The sequence below is a fragment of the Sphingomonas sp. BAUL-RG-20F-R05-02 genome (assembly GCF_022662305.1).
Lineage (GTDB): Bacteria > Pseudomonadota > Alphaproteobacteria > Sphingomonadales > Sphingomonadaceae > Sphingomonas.
On the sequence record NZ_JAKNQH010000005.1, the window covers coordinates 243,103 to 255,793 of the forward strand.

Sequence of the window (12,691 nt, forward strand, 5' to 3'; positions counted from 1 at the left end):
AGCGCGGCGCCTAGCAGGGGTGGCGCGGCAGTTCAACACGTGTGGCGGCGGCGCCGTTTGTAACTGTCGTGCGTTGCGCCTATATCAGAGTTTCGCCGAAGTTCAGGAGGCAAAGTGTTTTACGTCGTTCTGCTCGGGATGGTCGCCTGTTTTCTGGCGTTGCGTCTCTACATGGTTCTCGGCAAGCGGACCGGGCATGAGCAGCCTTTGCCCAAGCCCGCGGAGGATCGCGCGCCGGTAACGGTGCTGCCGCGTCCGATCGAGAATCAGGCGCAGCCGCGCGAACTCGCCAACCGCAACATCGCGCCGCGTGCCGAAGCCGGCCTGCGCGCGATCGTCGCGGCGGAGCCGGGTTTCGATGTCGCACGCTTCGTCGAAGGCGCACAGTCCGCCTACCGGATGATCCTGGAGGCCTATTGGCAGGGTGACGAGCAGCAGCTCGACTGGTTGACCGAAGCCGATGTGCGTGACGCCTTTGCCGGCGCAATCGCCGAGCGCGCGGACGCCGGCCACACGCTGGACAATCGCCTCGTCACTATCGAGCGCGCCTCGATCACCGATGCGTCGTTGGTCGGCAAGGCGGCGCGGATCACGGTGCGCTTCGATGCGGACATCGCTGCCGTCACGCGCGATCGCGACGGTGTCGTTGTGGCCGGATCGATGACCGATGCGGTCGAGACGCATGATATCTGGACCTTCGCACGGACGCTCAAGAGCAGCGATCCGAACTGGAAGCTCGCCGACACCGACGAAGCTTGAGCGCGGGCATGATGCAGCGGGGGAAGCGCTGGGCAGCGCTCGCGACGGCTATGGTGCTCGGCGCGTGCGTCAGCCCGTCGGAACAGGCGCGGCCCGGTGCGGGGCTGCCCGCTGCCGGTATCGCGCCGGTGCACCGTCCGCCGGTCGCATCCCGACCGCTGCCGCCGGTTGCGACCACCGCGCCCTCCGCCGGGCCGAATGCGCGCGATGCGGGCGTTGTGGCAGGGCCGCCGATCTATTCGCTTCCCATCGACGAGGCGCAGGCCGCCCGCGCGCTCGCCGCGTTCCGGCTGTCCTGCCCAAGCTTGCGCAAGCGCACCGATGCTTCGGGCCTGACGCGCGGCGTGGATTGGGTGCCTGCCTGCGATGCCGCCGCGAGCGTGGCGCGCGGCGAGGCGCGCAGCTTCTTCGCGCAATATTTTGAGACGGTGCAGGTCGGCGACGGCAAGGCCTTCGCCACCGGGTATTACGAGCCGGAGATCGCCGCCTCGCGGGACCATCGTCGCGGCTATGACGCGCCGATCTACGGCCGCCCCGACGATCTCGTCGACGTCAACCTCGGTGCGTTCAGCGACAGCCTGAAGGGCAAGAAGATCCGCGGGCGGGTCGATGGCAGCAACTTTGTGCCGTATTTCGACCGTGCCGCGATCGAGGAAGGCGCACTCGCCAACCGTGCGCCAGTGCTCGCCTGGGCGGCCGATCCGGTCGAGCTGTTCTTCCTACAGATCCAGGGTTCCGGCCGGCTTCGTCTGCCCGACGGCGCGTCGATGCGGGTGGGGTACGCCACGCAGAACGGCCGCGATTACACCGGCATCGGCGCGCTGATGCGGCAACGCGGTCTGCTCGCGCCGGGGCAGGCGACCATGCAAGGCATCGTCGCGTGGCTGCGCGCACACCCCGCCGAGGGTCGCGACCTGATGCGCGAGAACAAGAGCTTCGTGTTCTTCCGCGTGCTCGATACGCCGCCGATGGGCGCGCTTGGCTATGCGGTGACGGGCGGCGTCAGCGTGGCGGCGGACCCGAAGTTCATTCCGCTCGGCGCGCCGGTGCTGCTGTCGATGGACCGCGCCGATGCGAACGGCATCTGGGTGGCGCAGGACACCGGCGGCGCGATCAAGGGTGCCAACCGCTTCGACACTTATTGGGGCGGCGGCGAACAGGCGGAGGTGACCGCCGGCGGCATGTCCGCGCACGGCACCGCGTTCCTGCTGCTGCCGGTGGGAACGCTCGCGCGGCTCGCGTCGGAAAGGCCGTATGGGAAAGCGCCCACTCAGCGCTGAGGAGGCGGCGCTGTGGGCGCGCGTCGTCGCCAGCGTCCGCCCGATGCGCGTTGCACCGCGCCCGATGCGCGCGGCTGCTGTCCCGGTCAGGCCACCGGAGCCGGTTGCACCTCCACCACCCGCGCCGCTGAAGAAGGTGCGCGGACGGGTGCCGGCGCCGCTGCTCTTACCCGTCGTCGCCGCGCCGCCACGCCCGATCACCGCCAACACGCTCGACGGGTCGTGGGACCGCGATCTCGCGCGCGGTCGTACCGTGCCGGACGCATCGATCGACCTGCACGGCCATACGCTCGGCTCGGCCTATGCCCGGCTCGACGCCGCGCTGGAGTTCGCGGTGACGAGTGGCCAGCGTGTGTTGCTGGTCATCACCGGCAAGCCGCCGCGCGCGGAGAGCGAGCGCCCGCACGCGCGCGGCGCGATCCGCGCGGCCATCGCGGACTGGCTGGCCGGTTCACGCCACGGCGCGCATATCGCCGCCGTCCGTAACGCCCATCCCCGCCACGGCGGCACCGGCGCGCTGTACGTGATCCTGCGCCGCGGTTCAGGACAGCGAAACCGCTGATTGCGCAAACGTGCGGCGGGCCGTGCGCGCGTCACCGCATATCCACTTCCCGCCATGCACCGACGACGCAACAAGTCACATATTCCTGTTGATAAACCGATATTCCGTCCGATTCTGGACTAGTGTGACTTTCCTGCACTTGTCACCCTTATAAAGTTGCGTCTCTATGCCGTTCGATAACAGAGGGGGTGTCTTGAAGCGCGAATAGGGGATATATTCGATGCTCAAGATAAAGTTCAGGACGTTTTCCGGCGCGGCTGTGGTTGCGATCACGGCGGCAACGCTCGCGATGCCGGCCGGTGCGCAGGTCAGCGCGCCCGCTGACGCGCCGACCGCAGGTGGCGACGATATCGTCGTGACCGGTTCGCGCATCCGCCGCGATCCGCTCGATCAGGACAAACCCGTTCTCACCGTCGACCAGTCAGCGATCGGCAAGACCGGCCTCTCCTCGATCGCGGACGTGCTGCAACGCCTGCCGAGCGCGAGCGGCGGCCTCAACACCAAGGTCAACAACGCCGGCAACATCGGCGGCCCGCCCGACGGCACCGGCGTCAGCTCGGGCGCGGCGGAGATCGACCTGCGCTACCTCGGCGCAAAGCGCACGCTCGTGCTGGTGGACGGCATCCGCTACGTCAACGGCTCGTCGGCGGGCGGCATCCCCGCCTCGGTCGATCTGAACGAAATCCCGACCAACATGATCGAGCGGGTCGAGGTGCTGCAATCGGGCGCATCGCCGCTGTACGGCTCGGACGCGGTCGCCGGCGTGGTCAACATCATCACCAAGCAGAGCCAGAAGGGTCTGCAAGCCAATGCGCAGTTCGGCACCTACCGGCAGGGCGACGGCCACACCCAGAATTACGAGCTGAGCTACGGCATCCAGAAGCCGGACAGCGGCACCTCGGCGGTGTTCGGCGGCTATTACACCAAGCAGGACCCGGTCCGCACCGCAGACCGCGCGATCTCGCAATATCCCGCACCCTATGCGACGAGCTGCGTCGACCCGAACTTCCCGGACGGCGTCGGGTGTAGCGGTACCCCGCCGCTTGGCCGCTACCGGGTCAGCGCGGCGGTCGGCAATCTGATCGGCGTCGGCACCAACCTGACGCTGAAGGCGCCGGTGACCGGCCGCAATCCGACAGCGGCGGATTTCACGACCTTCACCGACGCGAGCCGCTTCAACTTCTCGCCGTTCAACTATCTGCTCACCCCCAACGAACGTTATGGCGCGTTCTTCAACTTCAAGCAGGAATTGTCCGACGCGGTCCATTTCCGCACCAAGCTTGTCTACAACAAGCGCAATTCGACCACGCAAGCGGCGTTCCTGCCGCTCGCGATCGGGCCGGGCGCCGGCAACGGCAATCTGCTCGACCGCATCTCGATCGACGCGACCAACCCGTACAATCCCTTTGGCGTAACGCTCTCGTCGGGGGTCAATCAGGACGGAACGCCGTCGGCGTTGCCGGCCAACTATACCGGCATCAACCGCCGCTTCGTCGAGGGTGGTCAGCGCACCTTCTCACAGGACGTCAACACCTTCACGGCATCCGCCACGCTCGACGGGTCGTTCCACGTCGGCGAGCATAAATGGTATTGGGACGTCAACGGCGTCTGGGGCCTGAACGACGCGCACCAGATCTTCACCGGCAACCTCAACGCGGCCAGGCTCGCACAGGCGCTCGGCCCGGTGGCGAACTGCACCGGGGACTGCGTGCCGTTCAACATCTTCGGCGGCGCGGCGGTGGGTGGTCCCGGCACGATCACGCCGGCGATGCTGAAGTACGTGACGTTCGACGAACACGACAAGAGCGAGCAGCGCCTCGCCGATTTCACCGCCAACCTGTCGGGCGATCTGTTCCAACTCCCGGCCGGCGCGGTCGGTGTGGCGATCGGCTACGAACATCGCGACCAGCGGGCGAGCTACGATCCCGATCCGGTCATCGTCGCCGGGCTCGGCGCCGACGTACCGACCAGCCCGGCGCGCGGCAGCTACAATACCGACGAGGTGTACGGCGAAATCCGCGTGCCGATCCTCGCCAACATGCCGTTCTTCCACCGGCTCGAGTTCGACGGCGCGGTCCGCCACTCGGATTACTCGACGTTCGGCGGCAACACCGTGTTCACCGCATCCGGCCTGTGGAAGCCGGTGCCGGATCTGCTGTTCCGGGGCGGCTATGCGGAAAGCCTACGCGCACCGAGCCTCGGCGAACTTTACGCCGGCCGCTCGCGCTTTGATGCGACCATCAACGATCCGTGCACCAGCGCGAGCGGCGGGTCGTTCCAGAGCAATGCGACCGTCCGCGCCAACTGCATCGCCAACGGCGTGCCGGCCAACGGCAGCTATGCGGAGTCGCAGGGCGGGCAGATCGGCATCTTCTCGCAAGGCTCGACCGCGCTCAAACCCGAAACCGCGACCACCTGGACTGCGGGCGGCGTTTACAGCCCGTCCTGGGCGCGCGGCAGCTTCGCCAGCAGCGTGAGCCTCGAGGTCAATTACTATAGCATCGAGCTCAAGAATGCGGTCGATTCAGTGCCCGGCACGCTCACGCTCAACCGCTGCGCGTTCAACGGCGATCCGGTCAGTTGCGCCAACATCACCCGCACCGTGTCGGGCGAAGTCGCCGGCATCAACGGCACGCTCCAGAACCTCAACGCGATCAACACCTCCGGCCTCGACGCGACGTTCCTGTACCGCTCGCCCGCGGTCTACGGCGGCACGATCGGCCTCAGCGCAAACGCCGCGTACATCATCAAGTATGACGTCGCACCACCCGCCGAACTCAACGCGCCGACGCTGCGCTGCGTCGGCACCGAACGCTGCCTCAACACCGATCAGGCGTTCCCCGAGTTCAAGCTGAACTCGACGCTCGACTGGTCGAGCGCGGCGTTTGGCGCGAGCTTCACCGCGCGCTACATCAGCGCGGTGTACGAAAGCGACGGCCACCGCATGGGCGCGACCTTCTACGGCGACGTGCAGGTGTATTTCTCACCCGCATGGCTCAGCAGCAAGCTGCGGCTGACCGCGGGCGTCAACAACGTGTTCAACAAGGCGCCACCGTCGTGCAACACCTGCGACAGCGCCAATTTCGATCCCACCACCTACGATCTGCCCGGCCAGTTCGGCTATCTGCGGCTGTCCTACGGTTTGTAAGTCCGGGCGCAGGCGGCGGGGCTTGGACGCCCCGCCGCCTGCGCTTACCCGCAGATCGTCGCGTCGACGTGCGGATCCTTGACCATCGCGGCGACGACCGCACCAAGTGCCCCCGCCGGCACCTCGGGGGAGGAGAGTTCGCCCAGCACGCTCGCGAACGTCTGGCAGTGCGTCACCGTCGTCGCGCCGCCGCCGTAGATGTTGGTGACATGGGTGATGTAGCGTTGGTACGCGATCCAGCCCGTCCTGCCGTCGTCGGCATGGTAATGCGCCTTGATCGCGCCGTCCGCCGCCTCGAAATCGCCCCGGTAGCGTTCCAGGACGCGGACATAGCCCGGCGTCAGGTCCAGCCCGATCAGCCGGCAGCGCAACTGCACGTCGAGCCCGATCTCGCGGAACTCGACCACCCTTGCCGCGGACAGCGTACGGTCGTCCCAGCACACCGCCGGCCCTTCCGTCGCGGCGGCGGCATGACCACTCAGGCCGACCAGCGCGGCGACCGCGCCGCCCAGCATCCGCCTCATGACGCGCGACACCGCGCGATCGGCGTCGCCATGATCCGGTCGAACAATTTGAGATAGACGTTGCTGGTCGCAAAGGCCGCGCCCGCCACCGGCTGATACGCCTTCGACCCCGCCGCGACCGCGTTCATCCCCGCCGCGTCGCGTTGCGCACCCGACGCGCGATATTGCGCGTCCAGCGTCTGCAGGTAGCGGATCGTCGCGGCGTTGTTCGCCGCCGCCAGCGTCATCGCCGGCTTGTAGACGGTGTCGTGGAACTGGTTGCGCGCCTCGGCCGAACAGAACCGCTCGGGTACCGCGATCGTCGGCACCGGCATGAGCACCGGCGGCGCGGGCAGGGCGGTGGCGGATGCAACCGGTGCTTCCCCGCCGATCTGCGACTGCGCCAGTGCTGCAAGCAGCGCTGCGTTGCCGATCACCGATCCCGCCGGCGGCGGCGCGGGCGTGGCCGGCACCGGAAAGGGCGCGATCATCGCCGGGATCATCCGCATCGCCGGTTCGGGCGCGGCGGCAACCGGCGTCGGCGCGGGCGCGACCGGGGGTGCGACCGCCACCGCCGCCGGCACGGGCACCGGCGCGACCGGGGCAACCGGCGCGACCGGCACCACCACCGGCTCCGCCCGGCGCATCCCCGCGATCTTGGCGCGGGCGAGCGCGGCGAACGTGCCGGTCGGATATTGCTCCAGATACGCCTGATACAGCGACGGATCGGCACTGGCGCCAACCGATTGCCAGAACGCCAGCTCGAATGCGGTGCCGACGCCGTTCGTCGCGACCGGACCCGCCGATTGCGCCCCCACCGGCGCCGCCATCCCCACCAATCCCGCACACCCCGCCGCCAGCAGCGGCAACAGCCGAACCCTCGAACGCACACCATCCTCCTCAAGACGGATCGGTCGCCGATACCCCCGCGACCCCCACCTGAGTCTATTCTTAGGTACGTTAATGTTATCCCCCCGAAACGAGCGTGCCCCCCGGCGACGAACGGTGCGACTCGCACGCCCGGCCGATCGCCCCATGACCCCGCTGTCCTACACGAACCAAACGGGTTAGCGGCGCACTCCATGCAGAACCTCACCCCCACGCTCCGCCCGGTGCCCGAGTTCGAGCCCGTCCCCCGCAAAGCCCGCTACGACGGCTGGACGCCCGAGCGGCAACGCGCCTTCATCGACGCGCTCGCCGAACTCGGCTCGGTCAAGGCCGCCGCCAAGCGCATCAACATGAGCGCGGAGGGCGCCTATTACCTCCGCCGCCAGCCCGGCGCCGAAAGCTTCCGCGCCGCTTGGACCGCCGCACTCGACCACGGCGTGCAGCGCCTCGCCGATATCGCCATCGACCGCGCGACCGAAGGCGTCGCCGATCCCGTGTTCTGGCGCGGCGAGATCGTCGGCGAAAAACGCAATTATAACGACCGGCTGCTGATGTTCATCCTGCGCCACCACCTCGCCGATCGCTACGGCGGCCCCGGCCTCGCCCACGGCACCCGCAGCCGCGAGACGATCGAGCGCGAGGCGGAGGAGAATTGCCCGGTCTGCAAGGCCGCGCGCGAAGCAGCCGAGGCCGAGGACAATCTGCCCGAGGAAGAGAAGATGGAGCGGCTCACCTGGCTCGCCGCCACGCTCGATCGCTACAAGGCCAAGATCGCCTACGAACGCCGCGCCCGTCGCGCCGGGGAGGTGGTCGCCGCCGACTTCACCGGCGCCAGCTCACCTGTATTGAACTGATGCTCGGCTCGGCGGGGCTCGGCGCCCGCGCGATCGAGCTATGGACCGATAGCATCGCCGGCGCCGAGTCCGCGCCGACCTATGCCAGCGAATTCTGCAAGATGATGGAGGAGGTCCGCCGCGACGTCTGGGCGCGGGAAGATGCGCCGCCGCGCCCAGACACCAACCCGCACTACGACCGGCCGCGTTCATTCCGGGGCGGCCCGACCTATCAGGAGCGCGAGACGGCGCAACGCAGGGCGCAGCGGCAGATCGCCAAGGCGCAGGCGATGTGGGAGGCGGCGGCGAAGGAGGAGACTTGGGCGGCTTGGTGTGGGGAGGGGGGCTAATGTAGCGCCGTCATCACGGTCGGTTTGATCGTTGCGGTGATATTTGAAGATGGAGCCGAGGGGGATCGATAAATCTCCGTCAGCATATATAAACAAACATATTTCTACAGCGTCGGGACAGTTGTATTGGCCCTTTGTATTAGCTCGGGCAAGGGCGGTTGCGAGTTACCAAACCTTCTTGATAGCCTCTTGCTAAGGATGCGTTCAGCCGGAGATTGCGCCGATGCACAACAACATGTTTAGCGAAGGCCATTCGCGGTGCGAAATAAAAGAGGCTATGGCTAGCCATCAACGGCGTGATAGTCGGATCACCAGCCTTTTAGACTTGGTGACGGTTGCAAGCGTCGCGTTCCTTTGTCGTCACATGTCAGGATTGGACATAACCGCAGCGGTGGCAGCCACGCTGTCAGCTACAAGCGCGCTCCGCTACTTCATCGATCGAAGCAATCGCAACTTCTATCTTCACCGGCTTGACTGGGATGAGGCAGACGCCGCCCCTTAGCTGCAACAGCGGTTGTGCTCCGTTTTAGCTTCTACTAGCCTCATCGTATGACTTTACCAGGAGGATGGGCCGAACAGATCGATGAGGCACAGCGCCTCCGAGGCTGGATCGTAAATAGCTTTGCGCAAGTGGAATACCTTTTAGGCGATCTCATTCTACGATGCAGGGTGTTTCCTGAGTATGAGGAGCACACACGAACGCTACCGCATGGAGCCGCTGATCGAGTGGCTAAGGTGCGCACGATCTTAACGCGATCCGGCCCCTTAGATGCAGATGCGCAGGACATCACGGCAATCATCAATCGCTTAGCCGATCAGCAAGACACGCGAAACTTGTTGGTTCATGGGTTTGCAACGGTCCTGCATACGACGGAGCAGCAGCTAGGTTTTCACTTTCAGAAGTTTCATCGACAGCCGGACCGGATTGACGCGAGACTAGTTAAGACCTTCACCCTCGAAGGGTTACGGCAAGAGCGCGCTAATCAAGGCGCATTCACGTCGGAAGCCGTCGAACGATTTCAGGCGCTTCACCGACGGCTAGGATGGGAAGGTCCCATGTCCGACGAGTTTCTCGGTGATGCTCCTTTTTCCACTTAATCCACTCGGTCTGCCTGTACTTAAAAAAGCCCACGACCTAATTGCACTAGAGATTTGCGAGAAGGCACCTCATACAAGATGCGTCTGACTCAGCCCTCCGTAACCCATCTCGATCCCTCACGTTTATGAAACGCCTAGCGCGTCCCGTTTTATCGCGCGTAATCTCCATGCTTGCGTAGCGTGTCACAGTAGCTGGAACACCGCTCATCGGCCCCGTTCGAAATCACCAAACGAGTGTTAGGCCTTACGTCGATCAATCCCGCCGCGGCAAAGCCGCGTCGTCGGACGGCGCGGTCGCGCCGCCGGCCGGGCTCGTTTCGATCCGAGGCTAAGCTGCGCTTAGCCTGATGCGCTTCCTCAGTTTTCGTCGCCCATTCTCAGGGCGGCGATGAAGGCTTCCTGCGGGATCGAAACCGAGCCGTACTCGCGCATCCGCGCCTTGCCCTTCTTCTGCTTGTCGAGCAGCTTGCGCTTGCGCGTCGCGTCGCCGCCATAACATTTCGCGGTCACGTCCTTGCGCATCGCGCTGATCGTCTCGCGCGCGATCACCTTGCCGCCGATCGCCGCCTGGATCGGGATCTTGAACATGTGGCGCGGGATCAGTTCCTTCAGCCGCTCGACCATGCCGCGCCCGCGCGTTTCCGCCGTGCTGCGGTGGACGATCATGCTGAGCGCGTCGACCGGCTCCTCGTTGACGAGGATGCCCATCTTGACGAGATCGCCCTCGCGGTAGCCGATCTGGTTGTAATCGAAGCTGGCATAGCCCTTCGACAGCGATTTCAGCCGGTCGTAGAAATCGAACACCACTTCGTTGAGCGGCAGTTCATACGTCGCCTGCGCGCGCCCGCCGACATAGGTGAGGTCCTTCTGGATGCCACGCCTGTCCTGACACAGTTTCAGGATCGAGCCGAGATATTCGTCGGGCACATAGATCACCGCCTGAATCCAAGGCTCGGCGATGCTCTCGATCTTGTTGGGCTCGGGCATGTCGGCGGGGTTGTGCAGCTCGATATGGCCGCCGCCGTGCGTCAGCTCGATCTCGTACACCACCGACGGCGCGGTGGTGATGAGGTCGAGGTCGTATTCGCGCGTCAGCCGCTCCTGAATGATCTCCAGATGCAGCAGCCCGAGGAACCCGCAGCGGAAGCCGAAGCCCAGCGCCGCCGACGTCTCCATCTCGAACGAGAAGCTCGCATCGTTCAGCCGCAGCCGCGAAATGCTCTCGCGCAGCTTCTCGAAATCGGCGGCATCGACCGGGAACAGGCCGCAGAACACCACCGGCTGCACTTCCTTGAAGCCCGCCAGCGCCTCGAGGGCAGGGCGCTTCACATCGGTCAGCGTATCACCGACGCGCGCCTGCGCCACGTCCTTGATCTGCGCGGTGATGAAGCCGATCTCGCCCGGCCCGAGGTCGGCGAGCTGCTCGATCTTGGGGCGGAAGCAGCCGACCCGGTCGACGAGATGCTCGGTGCCGGCCTGCATGAACTTGACGTGCTGGCCCTTCTTGAGAACCCCGTCGATCACGCGGATCAGGATGACGACGCCGAGATACGGGTCGTACCAGCTATCCACCAGCATCGCCTTGAGCGGCGCGTTGGCATCGCCCTTGGGGTGCGGGATGCGCGTGACGATCGCCTCCAGCGTCTCGCGGATGCCGATGCCCGATTTGGCGGAGGTCAGCACCGCTTGGCTCGCGTCGAGGCCGATCACCTCCTCGATCTCCGCCTTCACCTTGTCGGCATCGGCGGCGGGCAGGTCGATCTTGTTGATGACGGGCACGATCTCATGGTCATGCTCGATCGACTGGTACACGTTGGCGAGCGTCTGCGCCTCCACGCCCTGCGCGGCGTCCACCACCAGCAGCGCGCCCTCGCACGCGGCGAGGCTACGCGACACTTCATAGGCGAAGTCGACGTGGCCGGGCGTGTCCATCAGGTTCAGCGTATAGGTCTCGCCATCGTCCGCCTTGTAGGCGAGGCGCACCGTCTGCGCCTTGATGGTGATGCCGCGCTCCTTCTCGATATCCATGTTGTCGAGCACCTGCTCGGACATCTCGCGGTCGCTGAGGCCCCCGGTCTGTTGGATCAACCGGTCGGCCAGCGTCGACTTGCCATGGTCGATATGCGCGATGATGCTGAAATTACGGATCTTTTCGAGAGGCGTTGTCACGTCGACCATTCTGTCATCAGGAGGATGTCGTGCCGATAGCATTGCTTGGCTCATAAACCAAAGCGGGAAGGATCATGCTGGCGGCACACCACCGCAGCGCGTAGAGCAAGCGGGTTCGATCTGTTCGACAGGAGATCCCCATGCTGAAGTTCGTAGCCGCCTTCGCCGCCGCCTCGCTCGCCTTCGCCGCGCCCGCCCATGCCGCGATCGCGGTCGGCGCCAAGGCCCCGCTGTTCACCACGCAAGCGGCGGTGGGTGGCAAGAGCTTCACCTTCACGCTCCAGAACGCGCTCAAGAAGGGGCCGGTGGTGCTGTATTTCTTCCCCGCCGCCTTCACGTCAGGCTGCACGATCGAAGCGCATGAGTTCGCCGAGGCTGCCGACCAGTATAAGAAGCTTGGCGCCACGCTGATCGGCCTCACTGCGGGCAATGTCGATCGCATCAAGGAATTCTCGGTGCAGGAGTGCCGCAACAAGTTCCCGGTGGGCGTCGCGACGCCGGCAACGATCAGCGGTTACGATGTGACGCTGCCGCAAAAGACCGGCTGGACGAACCGCACGTCGTTCGTAATCGCGAAGAACGGCACGATCGCTTACGTCCTGTCCGAGCCGAGCCCGGAGGGTCACGTCTCGGGCACGATGGCGGCGGTCAAGGCGCTCGCCAAGAAGGGCTGATTCGCGAAGGTGCGGCGGCGGTGCGTACTGCGCATCGCCGCTTCCATGCGACACGTCGCCGGTGCACGATGCGTCACATCCTGCGCCGCCGCTAACGCGCGGCGGGAGCTCAGGGTCACCGATAATTTGGGGAATGCTGCAATGGTCGGGGCGATAGGATTCGAACCTACGACCCCTGGACCCCGAGACCAGTGCGCTACCAGACTGCGCCACGCCCCGACACATTGCAGGAGAGCGCCCCTAGCGGGATGGTCTGGCGTGGGCAAGCGTTAAATCGGCAAATGCGGCAAGATGCCTGGAGCAGGTCATCGCTCGCCTTACGCGCGCAATCGGGTGGACGAGCGCCGGCGCGATATGCCTACGCAGAAATCCGGATGAACGCTTTGTCATCGCCAAGCCTGCTTTCGGGGTCGCAAACACGCTGTTA

The 12,691-nt window shown here is 65.6% G+C and carries 10 protein-coding genes and 1 tRNA gene; 7 read left to right on the top strand and 4 right to left on the bottom strand.

The window, feature by feature from the left end; all coding sequences use genetic code 11:
- Positions 1 to 114: 114 nt before the first annotated feature.
- The 4 genes from L8F97_RS13250 (at position 115) to L8F97_RS13265 (ending at position 5,749) form a co-directional block, all read left to right on the top strand.
- A complete protein-coding gene (locus tag L8F97_RS13250; RefSeq protein WP_242150786.1) occupies positions 115 to 759 on the top strand; it encodes a Tim44/TimA family putative adaptor protein in 645 nt (214 codons plus the stop codon).
- An 11-nt stretch (positions 760 to 770) separates the two neighbouring features.
- Positions 771 to 2,039: a murein transglycosylase A gene (locus tag L8F97_RS13255; RefSeq protein ID WP_242151209.1), complete on the top strand. Its 1,269-nt coding sequence runs from the start codon at positions 771 to 773 to the stop codon at positions 2,037 to 2,039.
- Positions 2,014 to 2,601 carry a Smr/MutS family protein gene (locus tag L8F97_RS13260; RefSeq protein WP_242150789.1) on the top strand — a complete coding sequence of 196 codons (588 nt, stop codon included), beginning with the start codon at positions 2,014 to 2,016 and terminating at the stop codon, positions 2,599 to 2,601. The genes L8F97_RS13255 and L8F97_RS13260 overlap by 26 nt, the downstream gene beginning before the upstream one ends.
- Positions 2,602 to 2,821: 220 nt before the next feature.
- Positions 2,822 to 5,749: a TonB-dependent receptor domain-containing protein gene (locus L8F97_RS13265; protein WP_242150793.1), complete on the top strand. Its 2,928-nt coding sequence runs from the start codon at positions 2,822 to 2,824 to the stop codon at positions 5,747 to 5,749.
- A 44-nt stretch (positions 5,750 to 5,793) separates the two neighbouring features.
- On the opposite strand, the gene L8F97_RS13270 is transcribed toward L8F97_RS13265, so the two are convergent.
- Together L8F97_RS13270 and L8F97_RS13275 are read right to left on the bottom strand one after the other, a co-directional pair.
- Positions 5,794 to 6,273 carry a hypothetical protein gene (locus tag L8F97_RS13270; RefSeq protein WP_242150795.1) on the bottom strand — a complete coding sequence of 160 codons (480 nt, stop codon included), beginning with the start codon at positions 6,271 to 6,273 and terminating at the stop codon, positions 5,794 to 5,796.
- On the bottom strand, positions 6,270 to 7,142 hold the full coding sequence (locus L8F97_RS13275) for a hypothetical protein (protein WP_242150799.1): 873 nt from the start codon (positions 7,140 to 7,142) through the stop codon (positions 6,270 to 6,272). The genes L8F97_RS13270 and L8F97_RS13275 overlap by 4 nt, the downstream gene beginning before the upstream one ends.
- Positions 7,143 to 7,334: 192 nt before the next feature.
- Between L8F97_RS13275 and L8F97_RS13280 the strand changes: the two genes are divergently transcribed.
- Complete coding sequence (locus L8F97_RS13280) at positions 7,335 to 7,994, top strand: hypothetical protein (protein ID WP_242150802.1); 660 nt, start codon at positions 7,335 to 7,337, stop codon at positions 7,992 to 7,994.
- Complete coding sequence (locus L8F97_RS13285; RefSeq protein WP_242150804.1) at positions 7,994 to 8,323, top strand: hypothetical protein; 330 nt, start codon at positions 7,994 to 7,996, stop codon at positions 8,321 to 8,323. The genes L8F97_RS13280 and L8F97_RS13285 overlap by 1 nt, the downstream gene beginning before the upstream one ends.
- 1,455 nt (positions 8,324 to 9,778) lie before the next feature.
- Here the strand turns inward: L8F97_RS13285 and lepA are convergent.
- The gene (gene lepA, locus L8F97_RS13290) at positions 9,779 to 11,590 is read right to left on the bottom strand and encodes a translation elongation factor 4 (RefSeq protein WP_242150807.1); all 1,812 of its coding nucleotides are present in this window, start codon (positions 11,588 to 11,590) and stop codon (positions 9,779 to 9,781) included.
- Between the two features lie 140 nt (positions 11,591 to 11,730).
- Here lepA and L8F97_RS13295 point away from each other — a divergent pair, with 140 nt between their 5' ends.
- Positions 11,731 to 12,264: a peroxiredoxin gene (locus tag L8F97_RS13295; RefSeq protein ID WP_242150811.1), complete on the top strand. Its 534-nt coding sequence runs from the start codon at positions 11,731 to 11,733 to the stop codon at positions 12,262 to 12,264.
- 142 nt (positions 12,265 to 12,406) lie between these two features.
- On the opposite strand, the gene L8F97_RS13300 is transcribed toward L8F97_RS13295, so the two are convergent.
- Positions 12,407 to 12,483, bottom strand: a tRNA-Pro gene (locus L8F97_RS13300).
- Between the last annotated feature and the right edge of the window lie 208 nt (positions 12,484 to 12,691).

Bases quoted from the DNA above. Each gene is read 5' to 3' on its own strand.
- L8F97_RS13255 (WP_242151209.1), top strand. From the start codon at position 771: ATGCAGCGGGGGAAGCGCTGGGCAGCGCTCGCGACGGCTATGGTGCTC.
- L8F97_RS13260 (WP_242150789.1), top strand. From the start codon at position 2,014: ATGGGAAAGCGCCCACTCAGCGCTGAGGAGGCGGCGCTGTGGGCGCGC.
- L8F97_RS13265 (WP_242150793.1), top strand. From the start codon at position 2,822: ATGCTCAAGATAAAGTTCAGGACGTTTTCCGGCGCGGCTGTGGTTGCG.
- L8F97_RS13270 (WP_242150795.1), bottom strand. From the start codon at position 6,273: ATGAGGCGGATGCTGGGCGGCGCGGTCGCCGCGCTGGTCGGCCTGAGT.
- L8F97_RS13280 (WP_242150802.1), top strand. From the start codon at position 7,335: ATGCAGAACCTCACCCCCACGCTCCGCCCGGTGCCCGAGTTCGAGCCC.
- L8F97_RS13285 (WP_242150804.1), top strand. From the start codon at position 7,994: ATGCTCGGCTCGGCGGGGCTCGGCGCCCGCGCGATCGAGCTATGGACC.
- L8F97_RS13295 (WP_242150811.1), top strand. From the start codon at position 11,731: ATGCTGAAGTTCGTAGCCGCCTTCGCCGCCGCCTCGCTCGCCTTCGCC.